Below are 16,690 nucleotides of genomic sequence, written 5' to 3'. Positions count from 1 at the left end.
TGCCTTAAGCAGCGGCTCTTTTTGTTGTTTTACATCCACATCTCGACCGTTTTATGGATACCACAACTCCGTACGTTTGTACTTTTGACAATTTCAATTTATACGATGCCGCGTGAGTTCCAAGTCCACAGTCGTTAAACAATAGGATGAAGATTATTATATTGAACTGCTGAAAATTTTAGCAAAAGTGGAAATGCGGATAACAGATACTCGCATCCATGCACGCCTCCTGCTACAATAGAATACGTGTTCGGGAAACTGCACATGAATTGAACTACGAATTATCTTTTACAGTCTAAAAGATTAAGCAGGTGAATCGTTATGATATATGGCATCGGTAACGATGTTTTAGAGATTCGACGTATGCACAGGCTGCTGTCCGGCCGTCAGGCAGAAGCATTGATGAAACGTATTATGACTCCGGCTGAACGGGAAATCGCGGCCAGGCGCGGGAAGCGGATGGCAGAGTTCGTATCGGGTCGGTTTGCCGCCAAAGAGGCAGTGTCCAAGGCTTTTGGCTGCGGGATTGGCGCTGTGATGGGATTCACTGATATCGAAGTACTGCCTGATCCGTCAGGACGGCCGGTTGCCTCACTGTCCAGTCGGGCTTGGGAGCGGTTGCAACTGCCGTACGATAAACAGTATGAGATTCATCTGAGCATTACACATCAGACAGAGCTGGCAGCGGCATTTGCCATTGTGGAGCAGGTATATGAGATCGACAGAGAAAAGGAAGAGTGGAAGTAGCGGGGAAAAGGAAAGGAAGGGCATATGGGTTTACAAGAACAGAAACGACATTTCAGCGTGAATCTGCTGGATTGGTACATGGTTAATCGTCGGGATTTACCGTGGCGTCGCCACAATAATCCGTATTTTACGTGGGTATCGGAGATCATGCTGCAGCAGACACGGGTAGATACGGTCATTCCGTATTTTAATCGATTTATCGGCAATTTTCCGACCGTGCAGGCTCTTGCGGAGGCACCGGAGGAAGAGGTGCTGAAGAATTGGGAAGGACTCGGATATTATTCAAGGGCACGTAATCTTCAGGCGGCGGCAAGACAGGTGATGGAGCTGCATGGTGGAGAGATGCCGCAGGACAAGCAGAGCGTCTTTGCATTAAAAGGGGTCGGCCCGTATACAGCCGGGGCCATTCTCAGCATTGCCTTCAACCAGCCGCAGCCTGCGGTGGACGGCAATGTCATGCGGGTGCTGTCCCGATACTTCCTCATCGATGAGGATATTATGAAGGGCAGCACGCGGGTTTTGATGGAAGAGCTCGCGGGAGAGCTCATTCCGGAAGGGCGAGCGCGTGATTTCAATCAGGCGCTGATGGAACTTGGTGCGCTGGTGTGCACACCCAAAGCGCCGCACTGCTTGACTTGCCCGGTGATGGAGCAGTGTTCCGGCAGAATTGCCGGAAGAGAGCTTACGCTGCCGGTCAAGACCAAAGCCAAGCCGCCGCGCCCTGAGCAGCGGCTGGTTGCCCTGGTAGAAGGCCGCGGCGTGCATCGCGGCCGTGTGCTTGTACGTCAGCGTCCACAGACTGGCCTGCTGGCCCGGATGTGGGAGCTGCCGCATGTGCTGGCGGCGCCTGCCGCAGCGGGGAAGGCGGCAGTGCCGCTGGCGGATGAGCCGGCCATGGCTCTGCTGGCCGGCAGTCTGTGGGCGGAAGGCTTCGCTGCCCGCCCGGAAGGGCTGGCCACCCATGCGGAGCATGTGTTCAGCCATATTGTTTGGAACCTGCAGGTGTACAAGTGTACCGAGCAGGACCAGAGCAGTGAGCTTCCGCTGATCGCTGCGGAAGCCAGAGCCGCCTACGATGCGCAAGCGGCATCACTGGCGGGAGCGGCTCCAGCTGCCATGTCATCTGCTTCCGCTGATGACGCCAGCCAAGACATCGATGCAGCATCCATCACCGCTCACGCGATACAGGAAGCGCTGACAGGTAAAAGTGATGGCCTTACTTACCAATGGATCGGTCCGGAAGATATGGAGAAGCTAGCGTTCCCGAATGTCTTTTTAAAACTTTTACGCAGTTATTTTGCCGGAGCCTATGATGAGGCAGTGGAGTAATCAAAAAATAGGGTAATGAACATCGCAGTATGCTTTGAACCCTTCGGCAAGCTCAAGTGGGCTTTGGCATTAACTCCAGGGCCAAGGGGAGCGACTTGGCAGCATCGCACATGCATTCCACATTACACATTAAAAAAAGCCTGAATCGGTCACAAGGATCGATTCAGGCTTTTTATTCTAACCGCAGTCTTATTTCGCTGCAGCGTAACGTTTGTTAACTTCATCCCAGTTGATTACGTTCCAGAATGCAGAGATGTAATCAGGACGTTTGTTTTGATATTTCAGGTAGTACGCGTGCTCCCACACATCCAGACCCAGAACCGGAGTCAGGCCTTCGAAGAGCGGGCTGTCTTGGTTAGGTGTGCTGGTGATGGACAATTTGCCATCTTTGCCTACAACGAGCCATGCCCAGCCGGAACCGAAACGAGTTGTAGCTGCTTTTGCAAAGTCTTCTTTGAACTTGTCAAAGCCGCCCAGTTCGCTGTCGATTGCTGCTGCGATCTCACCTGTAGGTGCGCCGCCGCCGTTTGGTCCGATGATCTCCCAGAACAAGCTGTGGTTAGCATGTCCACCGCCGTTGTTGCGAACCGCTGTACGAATGTTTTCCGGTACGCTGTCGAGGTTAGCGATCAGATCTTCCAAGCTTTTGTTTTGCAGTTCAGGAGCGCTTTCCAGAGCTGCGTTCAAGTTAGTTACATAAGTGTTGTGATGGCGATCGTGGTGGATTTCCATCGTTTGTGCATCGATATGTGGTTCCAGTGCATCGTTAGCGTAAGGAAGTGCTGGTAATTGAAAAGCCATAGTGAAATACCTCCTGAGAATTTGTAATTTGTTGTTAAGGTACATATGTAATAATACCCCTGCCTCTATTATTAAACCGCATTCGGGATAATTAATCAACATTTTTGTTTATTAAGTCCCCTGAACTGTTAATCGAAAGCCGGGCCTGAGATTACAAACATATTTTACCCGATTTGAATAATATTATGAGATATTGATAGATATAATCGGCAAAATGTAAACAAAAACAATGTAAACGTTTACAATAAAGCGCTTTCAGAAGAAAATGCGTGTTTTATGGAGTAAAGTGTGGTTTAATTGACGAAGAAGCGGTATTTTCTCGTTTTTTGTCATTATATGAACATCGGGTTTTTGGTAAAAGGGGACCCCCTTTTTTGTAAAACCTCATCTAAGCTAACGAAAAGGGAGATTTAAGACATGCACGTTCGTTCCTTTCAGTTGAGTGATGCAAGCCAGATGACGGAGCTTCTCCAGGTTGCACTATCGGAAGAGTGTTATGAGAACACGATGGGCCCGTTTGCCCGTCAATTGTCATGGGATTCTGACCTGATCATGGTTGCGGAAGAAGAGGGAGACCTCGTTGGCGCCTTGATCGGTACGATTGATCAAAACCAGGGATGCATCTATCGTATTGCGGTTCATCCAGACTATCGTCGCCGCGGTGTCGGCAAAACACTTGTCGAGGCTATGGAACAGCGATTCCAGCAGCGCAAAGTCAGCCAGATATGGGTGGCCGGTGATGAGCACAACAAAGCAGCCATGCCTTTGTACGAAGCAATGGGGTATGGTGCGAGTAAGATTCTGAGTGCTTTTCAGAAACTTAGTATTTTGTCCAAGGCTTAAGCGGTGCAGGTGAATTCGGTGTAGTTAGACAAAGAAATATAAGCTTTTCATTTCATATTAGGCATATCTGTTCACGCAACTTGGCGTGATCGATATGCCTTTCTATTTTTATGAGGAGGCAGCGCTTGATATGCGTCCTTCTTTTCTTTTTCCGAGATATGGGTTTAGAAACGAGTGTGCTCGTCCTTATCCTTAATACTGGTGGGCATCTCCAATTGTTTCACACTTCCAAATAGAGTAGACTAAAAGGGAGTAAAATTCCTGGTTGTACGTTTAATCTACAAACCGATAAATGAGGTGTCCCTTTGAATTCTAATATGCCTTCCGTGGATTCGACTGTTGAAGAGCAAAATCAGAAGTCTGTGCCTGAGCAAGCTGGCAAGTCCTGGACAACCGAACTGTGGGATTGGGTGAAGACCATTGTGGTTGCTTTTGTAATCATGATGCTGCTCAACCTGTTTGTCTTTAATCTGTCGATGGTCAAAGGGCAGTCCATGCAGCCAACCCTGGTGGAGTCTGATCGTTTGTTTGTGAACAAGATGGTTTATCATTTTGGCGAGCCAGCTCGATCGGATGTCATTGTGCTGCGTGACCCGAGTGAAGATGTGGGGAAGAAGGATTATCTGGTGAAACGGATTGTTGGACTGCCGGGAGATACAATTGAGGTCAAGGACCATCATTTATATGTTAATGGCGTGCAGCAGACAGAGAGTTATACCGACATTGAGGTACAGGACCCTGATTTCGGGCCGATAACGCTTGAGCCAGACCATTTTTTTGTGATGGGTGATAACCGTCATGAAGGTAAAAGCAAGGACAGCCGTGTGTTTGGAAGTATAACTTCCAGTGAGATCGTGGGCAAAGCCGAGTTTATTTTCTGGCCGTTCTCGGAGATGAAAAAGCTGTAAAATGTTGGATCGCAACAACTTCAGAGCGCATGATGCGTTTAACCATACAGGCACGTAGGCTGTAAATTCAATTTTATGCAAGTCATATACCGTATAGCTAAGCGCCTGATCTCTTAAGTGAGACGGGCGTTCATTGTTTACAGATTACGTGTCTGACAGAAGAGAGGGAGAAGGAAATGACGAGCGTACGGACCGGGGCAGTACAAGGCGCCTCCGTATGGGAGACGTTAAAGCAGGAAATCAAGGCAGCAGGCCCGGAACTGGGTATAGATGATATTGGATTCGCCGCGGCGGACCCTTTTGTGTCCCTTAAATCGCTGCTGGAACAGTCTCGGGATAAGGGATATGCGTCGGGGTTTGAAGAGCCGGATATCGAAAAAAGGGTGCATCCCGCCCTGCAGGACGGCGAACCTGCTTCCCTGATCGCCATAGCTGTAGCTTACCCGTCCAAAATGGTAAACCCGCCGAAGTCGGAACCTGGCGCGTACCGCGGCATTTTCGCTCGTTCGGCTTGGGGGCAGGATTATCACCAGGTGCTTCGCAAAGCAATGGATAAGCTGGTGGATTTTATTCGTGAACGCGTACCCGAAGCAATGATTGAAAGCATGGTGGATACGGGGGCGCTTGTGGATCGGGCAGTCTCGCAGCGTGCCGGAATCGGCTTTAGTGCCAAAAACTGTGCTATTATCTCGCCGAAGTTTGGTTCTTGGATTTTTCTGGGCGAGCTGGTGACGAATATTCCATTTCCGCCTGATACGCCCGTAACCGAAGATTGCGGTGAATGTACGAAATGTATCGATGCCTGTCCTACAGGTGCGCTGGTTGGCCCAGGCCAATTAAATGCACAGCGCTGTATTTCTTTTTTAACCCAAACCAAAGGGTTTCTGGATGAAGAGTTTATGCTCAAAATAGGCAACCGTCTATACGGGTGTGATACATGTCAGATTGTATGTCCGAAGAATCGGGGCAAGAACTGGGATCATCATCCCGAGTTTCATCCCGATCCGGAGGTTGTAAAGCCGCTGCTGCTGCCGCTGCTGGATATCGGTAACCGTGAATTCAAAGAGCGTTTCGGGCAAAGTTCCGCCGCATGGCGGGGCAAAAAACCGATTCAGCGCAATGCGGTCATTGCACTGGGCAATTTCAAGGACAAAAGCGCTGTACCTAAACTAACACAGGTACTAAAGCGTGATCCGCGTCCGGAGCTGCGGGGAACCGCCGCCTGGGCGCTGAGCAGAATTGGAGGGGAAGAAGCCATGAGAGCTATTGGGGAAGCTGCCGCGATCGAACAAGATGGGAACGTGCTGAGTATGCTGCAGAAGGCCAAGGAGAGATTGGTATCTTCCGAGACCATACCCGATCAGTCACAGGCTGAGCAGCGGAATACGAAGCAGCAAACCGATGAAATGAAGATTACGCAGCAAGAGGAGCTGCCGCAAGTAAAGAAGCCAGAACATCCAGAGGCAGCCAAAATTTTGTCTCATGTAAGAGACACTGAATTTGGACTGGATGCCGCGTGGGCTGGCAGTATGAGTAAAAATGAAGGTGATCATGAAAATTCAAGTGAACAGCCGGCTGCTCCTGCCAAGCCGGAAGCAGCTGCGTGGAAACCTTCTGCAGTCACGGGGATTCACGGCAAGCCTGTATATTATGATGAACTGCTGACACCGATTGGCACGCTTACCTTATGTGCAGTCGATGAGGGGTTGTGCCATATTGATTTTGGTGCTTTTCATGTACGGGAAGCCCACCTGCAGCAGTGGGCTCGTACGTGGATTGGGGAGTACCGGTATGAGAGAAATGAAGAGAAGCTTAGTGAGGCTGCTGAGCAGCTGCGGCAGTATTTTGCAGGAGAGAGAAAGACGTTCGACCTCCAGCTTGAACGGTATGGAACTGCATTCCAGCTACAAGTTTGGCAGGTTCTGTCCGATATATCTTATGGAGAAGCCTTAACCCACGAACAGGTTGCGGAAAAGATCGGCCGGCCCAAGGCTGTACGCGCAGTTTTGGATGCCATTAGCAAGAATCCGATCCCGATTATTATTCCCTGTCATCGCATGAGCGGTAAAGATGGCACCCTGGTGGGTTACGCAGGCGGTCTGCAAACCAAAGAGCAATTGCTCACATTGGAGCAGCAATCGTAAGAGCGGGGGACGTTCATGAAGTATGTAAACGTGGAGAGCGTGGAGGCGGGGGAGATTCTGGGCAAAACGGTATATTCCAGTAACGGAACAGTGCTGTTATCTGCCGGAGTCCAGCTTACCGTGTTTATGGTCAATACGCTGAAGCGTATCGGGGTAACCACGCTGTACATCCAGGATGAAGCGTATAAAGATGTGGATACAGAAGATATTCTGGACGAAGCCACGAAACGGGCGATTATCAATGAGATGAGTGTGACACTTGAAGCGGTAAGATCCGGGAAAGACTGGAGTCCGAAGAAAGTTGCACTCAGTATCGACAAACTGCTGAATGATGTGCTGAACGGGCGCGAGCTGCTTGTACAGTTAACAGATATCCGTACGAAGGACAATGCGCAGTATGTTCACGCGATGAACGTATGTTTGTTGTCCTCGGTTATCGGCCTGAATATGGGACTCAACTACAATCAACTCAAAGATCTGGCCGTAGGTGCACTGCTGCATGATATTGGAAAAGTAGGCGAGCCGCCGGGCGGCAGCGGCACATCCACTTCTTCGCTGCACCATACGTGGCGCGGGTTCGAAGTGATCAAGAACAAGCGGGAGTTCAGTCTACTTGTTGCCCATACCGCGCTGCAGCATCATGAACATGTCGATGGCAGCGGAATACCCAGAGGTATCAAGGGCAAGGATATTCATCTGTTTGCCAAAATTGTCAGTGCAGCAAACATCTATGATAATCTGATTAATGGATTGTCGGGCAGCCCCCTGCTTCCGCATGAAGCGTGTGAGAAAATGATGGCATTGTCAGAAACGAAGCTGGATCGGGAGATCCTGATTGAGTTCAACAAAAGCGTATCTGTATATCCCAATGGGACTGCTGTCCGGCTGTCCACCAAAGAAACCGGCGTTATTGTCCGTCAGCATCGAGGGTTACCGGGCAGACCGGTCATCCGGGTAGCGCGAGGCAGCACCCGTTATTCGCTGGACGTTATTGAAATTGACCTGGCCAAACAGACTACGGTCTTTATCGAAGGTGTGCTCACATAAGCCCATTTAACTGGAAAATGCGTTTGCTCACGGCGTGTGGAAATGCTATGATAACTCTCAGGAAATCCGGTCGGTGACATGTGTTCATCATAAGGATGATTTTTCATAAATTATGGTGTGTACTGGCACAGATCATCAGGTTTTTTAGATTGCATACAGAGGTGTCTAAGAGATGGAGATTGTAATACCGATTATTACATTGATTGTGGGTCTGGTCGGTGGATTTTTCATCGGGGTGTTCTACCTGCGTAAACAGCTTGAGAAAATGCAAAGCGACCCTGACATGCTGCAGAAAATGGCAAAGCAAATGGGGTACAACCTGAACGGCAAGCAAATGCAGCGTGCCCAGCAGATGATGAAGAACCAACAGCCGGGCGCAAAAATGCCTCAGCCGAGTCAGCATCCTGCGCGTAAAAACTCGGGCCGCCGAAAATAATAGCTGGGAAAGATTAAACCGCTTGCAGTATGTGGTTCGAAAGGAGGCGCTTGGCAGTGGCTGGCGTTAAAGATTATTTGAATTCCAAAGTATCCGACAATCGGGATAAGATCGAGTATCATGTTGAACAGATTCTCAAATTGATCGGAGAAGACAGCACACGTGAGGGGCTTCTGGAAACGCCTGCACGTGTAACACGGATGTATGAAGAAATTTTTGGCGGGTATGAAGTGGACCCCCGTGACGTACTGGGTGTCACTTTTGACGAGAATCACGAAGAACTGGTGATCGTGAAAGATATTGTGTACTACAGCCAGTGCGAGCACCATATGGCACCGTTCTTTGGTAAAGTACATATTGGGTACGTACCAAGCGGGAAAATTGTGGGTTTGAGCAAAATGGCACGTCTGGTCGAAGCTGTAACACGCCGTCTTCAGGTACAGGAACGCATTACGTCACAGATCGCCGACATCCTGACGGAAGCGGTAGCACCGCATGGTGTGATGGTGGTCGTTGAAGGCGAGCACTTGTGCATGTGCTCCCGCGGTGTGAAGAAACCGGGAAGCAAGACGGTAACGTCTGCAGTACGCGGATCTTTCCGTGATAACCCTGCACAGCGTGCCGAGTTTCTGTCTTTGGTGAAAGAGTAAATGAACAATAAGCCGAGTTCCTTGGGGAACCGGCTTATTTATATATGTTTTATCCATTGTGAGTTGAAGTACATATGAATTCATTAGTCGGAGGTTACGGAAGATGAGCATACCATCTCAAGCCGATCAACTGCCTGAGCCGGAGAAGAGTGATTTGAATATGGCTGCAAAAGGGATGTTTGTCGAAAAGCCTTCCTCGCTGCGTCTGCAGATTTGGGAGACACCGCTTATGCGCCGCGGCAGCAGTGTGCTGGATGCATTTGCATGGGAAGAAGTCATGTGCAGACGTGTAGGAGCAGGAGACCTGCCTGTCGCCCATATTTGGAGGCATCCGGATGCCTTTGTGGCCGGGCTGCGTGACCGAAGACTGCCGCAGGCTGTCGAAGCAATGGAACGCATCAGAGGTGAGGGGACAGCCGTATGTGTACGGCCATCTGGCGGTGCTGCGGTTCCGTTGAACCCGGGAGTAGTGAATGTATCACTAATCCTGCCTAATCCGGGGCATGCGATTAACATCCATGATGATTTTCGCGAGATGGCCTCGATTATAGCCGAGTCTTTGACACCTTGGTCGGCCCAGGCGCAGACCGGGGAAGTGCAGGGAGCCTTTTGCCCTGGAGATTATGACGTCAGTGTTAGCGGATTGAAATTTTGCGGTATTGCCCAGAGGCGGCAGGCCAAAGCTTATATTATTACAGCCTTTATCATTGTAGAAGGCCGGGGAGATGAATTGGCTGCTGCAGTACGCAGTTTTTATGAAGAAGCTTCGGGCGAAGCAACCGAAGGATATCCTGAGGTAAAGCCGGGTACCATGGCAAGTTTGCAGGAGCTGGCAGGCGTGCCATCCAGTGCGGCGTATACAGCATCGCTGGTGCGTACGCTGCGCAGGAGATATCCTCATTCACAGACAGAGCGGGTGCTTTCTGTTGGCGCGGATGAAGTGCTGCTGACGGCAGAGCAGATGAAACAGCGTTATGATTAAGTTCTTTTTCAGCAGGCTTGGAATTGGGTAACAGAGATGGTATGATGTGATTTCGGAAGGAGAGGATAGAGTGGAAACATTGAGATATACATACCTGTATGAGGTCGTTTCGACAGGTGAAAAATCAGAGTTCAGCCAGATGGCAGCCAGCAAGGAAGAAGCTGCTGCCCTTATTGTGGCGCGTATTGCTGACCTGGAGTTCACAGAGGAGTCCGATATCAAGCTGGGCGACCTGATCGCCATCAGCAAGCAGGTTGGCGACAACTATGTGGCGTGCGAGGGCTGTGCTTCATAATACAGCGATGTTATGTATGAAGTGTAATATGGATTAATATTTGAGGCGGATCTCTACGAAGAGATCTGCTTTTTTTGCTGCTAATTTAGCAATGGAAAGCAGATAACATCGAAAAAAACGTGAATAATGTCGGTTTTTGTTCAGAAAATGTTCAGAATATTTTGCTAAGATTCCATCATAGATGCAAACCAATCTCATTGAGAAGGAGATCAACAATATGAAGGATAGCACGGAAGCTGCATTCGGGTGTAGGGCGCTCCAGAGATTAACGAAGATGTTTATTGCAATGATCATGATGCTGGCTTTACCATTTGCTGCATGGGGGGCACAGGTGGCTAGAGCGGATGCAGGCATTCGAGTGCTGTCAGCTTACCTGCTCTCACCCCATTCGGCTAAAATTACTCTAAAATCAGATTATAAAGCCACAGTGTATTATGATCTGCAAGCCAGTATTCTCCCGGACATTTCCGATCCCGAAGGCAGCAAAGCGAATGCGTTAGCAAATCACACGTATTTCGAAATAGAGCCTGGTGAAGAAAAGACTATTGTTCTCAACAATCTAAATCCCGGCTCTGAATATTCACTTATTACACTGGAGGAGGGGGAAGACTCCCTTCTTCAGCTTATTGAGGCTGTAGGGTTTGTAACTTTAATAACTCCTGATCAGGTTAATGCCAAGCTGATTGATGGCAGGGTGAAATTGAGCTGGACAACAGAAGATAACCGGACATACACCGTCTATAAGTATGAAGGTGCTGCGGCTCCAACCAATCCCGGCGACTGGATTGACATAACGAGTACCCTTTCCGCAGAAAACGAAGTTCCGGACTTGGTAGATGGAAGAACCTATATTTTTGCGGTCACATCGACGTATCACTCAGAAATGGAACATGCAGTTTCTGATTATGTCGTCTCTAATGCAGTCACACCTGGTTTGCCGGAGGCACCTGCCACGCTTACTCCACAGGCAGCCAATGGAAAAGTGCAGTTGAATTGGACTGGCGTCCCTGAGGCAGATGGGTACATCGTATATATGTATCAGGGCAGCGATGCGCCGCAAGACTCGGCAAGCTGGACTCAAATCGCAGGACCGGTAAATGTGCTGCATTATACCGTTTCCAATCTAACGAGCGGCCTGCCTTATGTGTTTGCTGTTCGGTCTTCCAAACATGCCATTTTATCAGAATTTAAAGTCTCGACATCCGTGACTCCTCAAGCCCCAAGCAGCGGCGGTGGTGAAGGGATCGTGACACCAACACCAACACCTTCTCCATCCACATCTTCAACAGCTGCATCTACCGCTCCGCAGAAGGAAAGCATTAAAGTGGATGTGGCAAATGGCGAGCAGGCTTCGACCATTGACTCGCTGGAGATCAGCCGAACCCGTGAAACAGACGGTACGGTAAAAGACGAGCTTGGGCTGTTTCCGGGTAAGGCGCAATCTATTATTGATCAGTTGAAGAAAACGGGCTCGCGTACAGCAGTTGTTCTTATTCCCGATGGCAGGGATGAAGTCTCCCGGTGGGATGTGAAACTGGCGCAGCAATCGGCCCGGTTGTTTACAGAGCATGGAATCGATCTGGTGATCTCCAACCCTAACGTAAAAATTACGATTCCGGCTGCCTCATTGAAGGACAGATCGGATGATGTATATTTCCGTCTGGTGCCGGTGAAAAAGCAGGAGACACGTCAGGAGATTGAACAAAGATTACGGGCTAACGATACCATTGCTCAATTGGCTGGCACCAAAAACATGCAGCTGCTGGGACGTCCCATGACAATTGAAACCAATCTGCAGAGCCGTCCTGTAACGCTTGTACTGCCCGTTGACAGCAAACAGCTTGCAGGTGTGAATCCTGCCGATCTGGGTGTCTATATTGAACACAGCAGCGGAACCAAGGAGCTGGTACATGGCAAGCTTGTGGCGGTGAACAAGGATAACGGCCAGCAGGGCATCGAGATTAGCGTAGACCAATTCAGTACGTTTTCCGTTGTCCAAGTGAAAGATTGGAAAGACCATACATCGGATGCAAAACCTTATATTCGCGGGTATGCCGATGGTCGTTTTCAACCGGAGCGGTTCGTAACACGTGCAGAGATGACTGCACTCATTACGCGTGTACTGGATGCATCATCAGTCGAGAGCGAAACAGCGTTTACGGATGTTAAAGCGGGTCACTGGGCATATGATAATATATCTGCCGCTGCCAACGCTGGTTACGTCAGAGGTTACACTGACGGCAGCTTCAGACCGGAACAAGCCATGACGCGAGCAGAGATTGCGAGCGTATTACAGCATTTGCTGAAAGATGAGCAGGCATCCGGATCCGAAGCTGCAGCTGCATTCACGGATGTGGGGCAGCACTGGGCACGGAAAGCCATCGCCCGGCTGAATGCAGCCGGAGTTCTTACAGGATACACCGACGGTACCTTCCGTCCTGAACAGCAGGTAACGCGTGCTGAGGCTGTAACTCTGATCAATAAATTGATGGACCTGCAGCCTGCGTCCACGAGCTCGAAATTATGGTCGGACGTTCCTGATACTCACTGGGCTTATGAAGCTGTTCAGGCAGCATCCATTAAAGAATAACAATTAAAACACGGCTCTGCTGCGAAAGAGAGTAGAAGCATAAGCTGAAATACGATCAAGCGCACGAGCACAAACGAATGATCTTCGTTCTTTACGCAAACCTATTTAAAGAGATATCTTTCAGTCTTTGACTGGAGATATCTCTTTTGTGTTTTGAGCAGCTCTCATTTTCAAGTGACGTATCAGGCAGCTTACTCGGGTCTTACTTGTGTGACTATGATGATTCGCTAACACACCTACTACCAATCCTTGCTTTTTTACTTACAGCTGCATCACTTTAATAAGGCGGCCACAGCAGCTTGCGTGCGGTTTCGTAACGTTCAGCAACAGCAGGCCAGTAGACGACATTCCACCAATCTTCAATGTACTTTTTACGTTCGTTCTGATGTTTGAGATAATAAGCGTGCTCCCATACATCCAGAGGCAGAAGTGGAACGATGTCCGATTGGGACAGATTCTGGTGTTTTTCAGCCTGCAAAATTTCCAAACGATGTGCTCTCGGGCTCCAAACGAGCATTGCCCAGCCGCTGCCCTCGACCTTGTTGGCGGCTTCGGTAAATTGATTTTTGAATGCCTCATAGCTGCCAAAATCACGTTTGATCTGTTCTGCGAGCATGCCTGCAGGTTTGCCGCCGCCTGCAGGGTTCATAATCGTCCAAAAGATGGTATGCAGATAATGTCCCGCTCCGTTAAAAGCAAGTTCGCGCTCCCAATGTTTGACGAGTTCAAAGTTGTTCTTTTTCCGGGATTCCGCCAGCTTCTTCTCCGCCACATTTAACCCGTCTACATAAGACTGATGGTGTTTGTCATGATGGATGCGCATCGTCAGTTCGTCAATATGCGGCTCCAGCGCATTGTATGGGTAGGGTAGAGGAGGCAGTGTGTGCCCGCCAATGGGAACCGGCTTTTCTTTTACCGGGGCAGAGGTAAGTGCAGACTCAGCTGGCGCAGTACCGCCGGATGAAGGCTGGAGTGATGCAGCCTGCACCAGGGCTGAGGCAGTGGGAGCAGCATTTGCATTCCCGGAAGAAGGGGCCTGTGATTCCGATGTTTCATCATTGCGGACGTTCTGGAGGTCTTGGGAGGCTGCGCCGTGCAGGGCATTTTCCAGTAGTATCGATGATGCGGGTTCTGTTTCCCTAAAAATGCCGGGCTGACTCAACGTTTCGAGAACTCCCAGAAAATATTCGGACTCGCGGATGACATGCAGAATGAAGGTCTCAGCAAGCGGAACCGCATGCACAGCCGCACTTTGCTCCAGCATGACGTACAGCTGTTTAATAAACTCCCTGGACTGATGCTGTGCTGCCGAGACAAGTTGATCAATACACCGGATCATATAGGGAGCAGGAGGCTGGGTTGCGGGCAGCAGCTGCTTTAACAGCTGATTGGCTACCCGCTCACTGTTTGCAAAAGCGGCTTCCCATTCTTCCAGCAGCCTGACGTATGCGGCCTCCAGATCTGGAACCAACGCCCGAATAATGATGGTATGTTCTTTCTCCTGTTCCTTCCAGAAGCGGATTTCTTCCAGCGTCCGCAGAGGCAGCAGGCGGCCGTATCCATCACAGTTCATATTCATTGACCCTCCAATCATTCATTGAATACAGTCTACGTTCATTTACATTTGCTCTGTCTAAACAGTGTATTCCCCGGGCGCTTTGTCCTATGTGCACATAAAAAAGAGCCCCTGAAGGGCTCTGTAGATAACTAATGGTGAATATAATGATAATTTGTTGATTACTGCTCGTTTTGCTGCACATCCTCACTGCTTGTCTTCGTTACATGACTAAGGAACGTGGAGACACGGCGCAGATATTCCTTTGGATGCTCCCTGAAAATCAGTTCGTGATGCGCGTCCTGCACGATCCATTCTTCGGAAAATGGATTGGTCTGATTGGCGGCAAGCTGCTCCGCAATCGGGTAAGGGGCCTTCTCGTCTTTTGTACCATGGATGAAAAAGATCGGGAACGGATAGTCTTTCTTTTTAACTTCCTGGTACGGAATCTGCTGCAGACCGGTACCGTTCAACACCGGGAAGAGCAGCTTCATAATCTCCAGTGTAGGCTGACGCGGCAGATTAATCTGATTGTGAATGTTGTGGTAGAGTGTATCCGGCTCCAGCAGGAAAGTGCTGTCCAGAATCATGGCATTCACTTCATCGGTCAGCAGCCCAGTCTGCAGGGCGGTTCCGGCTCCCATAGAGAAACCCCAGACAACCAGTTCCTGTGCGCCGCGCTGCTTGGCAAACTGAATCGCTCCGAGCAGCTGCTGGGACTCGGCTTTGCCGCCGGTAGCTACGGCTCTGTTGACCTGAGATGCAAAGCCGTAATCAAACATGACCACATTAAAACCGAGCTGATGTGCATAGTGGGCGAGATCGTACATAGGTACCCATGTTTCCTCTCGGTTCGCTCCATAACCATGGCTGAAAATAATGGTTTTGCCCGTATCAGTGGCAGCGGGAATATACCAGCCCTGCATTGTTCGGCTGCCGTCCGCTGCGGGGAAGGTAATGTCTTCGTATTTCATATTTTTAGCCTGCATCGGATTCGAAAAGACCGGAGCAACTGTAGGATTCGACAGCACCCAAGCGATATAACCATGTAAGGCAATAAAACAAAACAACAGGAAAAAAACAACGGAGAGCAGCAGCGCTACGACAATATGTTTGAACCGGATCAGCCTCGGTGACAATGAAGAGGGCAGATCGGACACTTTGGTATGCAGCGGGGCTTCGCTCTGGGATGTCGGATACATGCACGCCCCTCCTTTAAAATTCGGTTAAAGATTCATTCCGCTGAAGTTAACGGCGATGTTAAAAGAATAACATTTCATATCGTTTATCTCGTACATACTATTATGACATCCTGATCCTAAAGTCACATTTTAGTGATCATAAGTGAAAGGGTTCCTGTCTTTATCGTATGTTCCGATATCATCAAAGTCAATTGATTGACGGCATTTGTTACGCAATTGTTATATAGTTCTTTAGATGTATAGATAACATTTCCATAGCGTGTAATTTACAGGAGATTAAAGCCTTATAAAATGATCATAAATATATATTTTTCCCCTGCCTCGCAGCTATTTTTGGTTTACAGATGAGACCGTTTCTCATATAATTTATGTAACCAAGTTTCATGTGATGAAACATGAGGAGGGCATTATGCCATGGAAGACCGCAAGTTAACCGTCCGTGCTGTCGAACGGGCGCTGGATATATTATTATGTTTTACCACGCGGAGCGATCTTGGACTCACCGAAATTGCCAGCCAGATTGGTCTGCACAAAAGTACGGTGCATCGGTTGATGGCTACGCTGGAGGATAAGGGCTTTGTGATACGCGATGCGGCTACCGAGAAATACCGGCTAGGCATTCGCATCTGGGAATTGTCGGCGCATATGTCGCGCAGCGATGATCCAGCCATTTTGCTGCTGCCTGCGATGGAGCGGCTCCGAGATCGTCTGGGTGAAACTGTGAGTCTTTACCTTCGTGACGGCAGTGAGCGGATTCGTATTCAGGCGGTGCAGAGTGATCAGGCCATTCGGCGTGTTGCACCCGTTGGTGCGAGACTGCCGCTTTCGGTGGGGGCATCCAGCAAAGTGCTGATGGCTTTTGCCGCCGAAGAGGACCGGGAGGAACTGATGAACGGCCCGGAATGGCCGGTGTTTATCGATCCAGCAGTGTATTTGGCGCAGATGGAGGATATTCGGGTGAGCGGTTATGCCACCAGTTATGAGGAACGTGAGCCAGGAGCTGCAGCTGTGTCTGTACCGATTATGGATCGCAAGGGTAATATTGCGGCAGCACTTTCCGTGTCCGGACCGGTCAGCAGGCTCTCACAGGAAACACTGCATGAGTATGCGCCGGTATTGAAAGAAGCAGCTGCGCAAATGGGACTTATGTTGTCATAAGTG

The 16,690-nt window shown here is 49.5% G+C and carries 15 protein-coding genes; 12 read left to right on the top strand and 3 right to left on the bottom strand.

Annotation, left to right across the window (positions count from 1 at the left end; all coding sequences use genetic code 11):
- Nucleotides 1-321 precede the first annotated feature (321 nt).
- Entirely contained in the window at nt 322-747 is a 426-nt protein-coding gene (gene acpS, locus ABXS70_RS22890) for a holo-ACP synthase (RefSeq protein WP_342554100.1), read from the top strand.
- 24 nt (nt 748-771) lie between these two features.
- Nucleotides 772-2,076 (top strand): A/G-specific adenine glycosylase, encoded by a 1,305-nt coding sequence (gene mutY, locus ABXS70_RS22885; protein WP_366291081.1) that lies wholly within the window; start codon nt 772-774, stop codon nt 2,074-2,076.
- A 189-nt stretch (nt 2,077-2,265) separates the two neighbouring features.
- Here the strand turns inward: mutY and ABXS70_RS22880 are convergent, their stop codons facing one another.
- Nucleotides 2,266-2,877, bottom strand: a complete 612-nt coding sequence (locus ABXS70_RS22880) for a superoxide dismutase (RefSeq protein WP_342554103.1) — start codon at nt 2,875-2,877, stop codon at nt 2,266-2,268.
- A 417-nt stretch (nt 2,878-3,294) separates the two neighbouring features.
- Between ABXS70_RS22880 and ABXS70_RS22875 the strand changes: the two genes are divergently transcribed.
- The 9 genes from ABXS70_RS22875 to ABXS70_RS22835 all read left to right on the top strand — a co-directional run bounded on the left by ABXS70_RS22875 (nt 3,295) and on the right by ABXS70_RS22835 (nt 12,772).
- A complete protein-coding gene (locus ABXS70_RS22875; protein ID WP_342554104.1) occupies nt 3,295-3,720 on the top strand; it encodes a GNAT family N-acetyltransferase in 426 nt (141 codons plus the stop codon).
- 317 nt (nt 3,721-4,037) lie between these two features.
- Nucleotides 4,038-4,628: a signal peptidase I gene (lepB, locus tag ABXS70_RS22870; RefSeq protein ID WP_366296745.1), complete on the top strand. Its 591-nt coding sequence runs from the start codon at nt 4,038-4,040 to the stop codon at nt 4,626-4,628.
- A 176-nt stretch (nt 4,629-4,804) separates the two neighbouring features.
- Nucleotides 4,805-6,772, top strand: a complete 1,968-nt coding sequence (queG, locus tag ABXS70_RS22865; protein ID WP_342554105.1) for a tRNA epoxyqueuosine(34) reductase QueG — start codon at nt 4,805-4,807, stop codon at nt 6,770-6,772.
- Nucleotides 6,773-6,787: 15 nt separating this feature from the next.
- Nucleotides 6,788-7,819, top strand: a complete 1,032-nt coding sequence (locus tag ABXS70_RS22860) for an HD domain-containing phosphohydrolase (RefSeq protein WP_342554106.1) — start codon at nt 6,788-6,790, stop codon at nt 7,817-7,819.
- 172 nt (nt 7,820-7,991) lie between these two features.
- A complete protein-coding gene (locus ABXS70_RS22855; RefSeq protein ID WP_272040305.1) occupies nt 7,992-8,255 on the top strand; it encodes a YneF family protein in 264 nt (87 codons plus the stop codon).
- 56 nt (nt 8,256-8,311) lie between these two features.
- On the top strand, nt 8,312-8,905 hold the full coding sequence (gene folE / locus ABXS70_RS22850) for a GTP cyclohydrolase I FolE (protein WP_342554107.1): 594 nt from the start codon (nt 8,312-8,314) through the stop codon (nt 8,903-8,905).
- 160 nt (nt 8,906-9,065) lie between these two features.
- The gene (locus tag ABXS70_RS22845) at nt 9,066-9,887 is read left to right on the top strand and encodes a lipoate--protein ligase family protein (RefSeq protein ID WP_342556216.1); all 822 of its coding nucleotides are present in this window, start codon (nt 9,066-9,068) and stop codon (nt 9,885-9,887) included.
- Between the two features lie 70 nt (nt 9,888-9,957).
- Nucleotides 9,958-10,182, top strand: a complete 225-nt coding sequence (locus ABXS70_RS22840) for a hypothetical protein (protein WP_342554108.1) — start codon at nt 9,958-9,960, stop codon at nt 10,180-10,182.
- A 217-nt stretch (nt 10,183-10,399) separates the two neighbouring features.
- Nucleotides 10,400-12,772 carry an S-layer homology domain-containing protein gene (locus ABXS70_RS22835; protein ID WP_366291074.1) on the top strand — a complete coding sequence of 791 codons (2,373 nt, stop codon included), beginning with the start codon at nt 10,400-10,402 and terminating at the stop codon, nt 12,770-12,772.
- A 277-nt stretch (nt 12,773-13,049) separates the two neighbouring features.
- Here ABXS70_RS22835 and ABXS70_RS22830 read toward each other — a convergent pair whose 3' ends face one another.
- Nucleotides 13,050-14,345: a Fe-Mn family superoxide dismutase gene (locus ABXS70_RS22830; RefSeq protein WP_366296743.1), complete on the bottom strand. Its 1,296-nt coding sequence runs from the start codon at nt 14,343-14,345 to the stop codon at nt 13,050-13,052.
- 164 nt (nt 14,346-14,509) lie between these two features.
- Nucleotides 14,510-15,529, bottom strand: coding sequence for an alpha/beta fold hydrolase (locus ABXS70_RS22825; protein ID WP_342554110.1), 1,020 nt, complete (start codon nt 15,527-15,529; stop codon nt 14,510-14,512).
- Between the two features lie 414 nt (nt 15,530-15,943).
- Here ABXS70_RS22825 and ABXS70_RS22820 point away from each other — a divergent pair, with 414 nt between their 5' ends.
- Complete coding sequence (locus tag ABXS70_RS22820) at nt 15,944-16,687, top strand: IclR family transcriptional regulator (RefSeq protein WP_342554111.1); 744 nt, start codon at nt 15,944-15,946, stop codon at nt 16,685-16,687.
- Nucleotides 16,688-16,690: the final 3 nt, after the last annotated feature.

Origin of the sequence: Paenibacillus sp. AN1007 (assembly GCF_040702995.1) — a bacterium.
Taxonomy (GTDB): Bacteria; Bacillota; Bacilli; order Paenibacillales; family Paenibacillaceae; genus Paenibacillus.
This window is presented reverse-complemented; position numbering and strand designations above follow the sequence as displayed.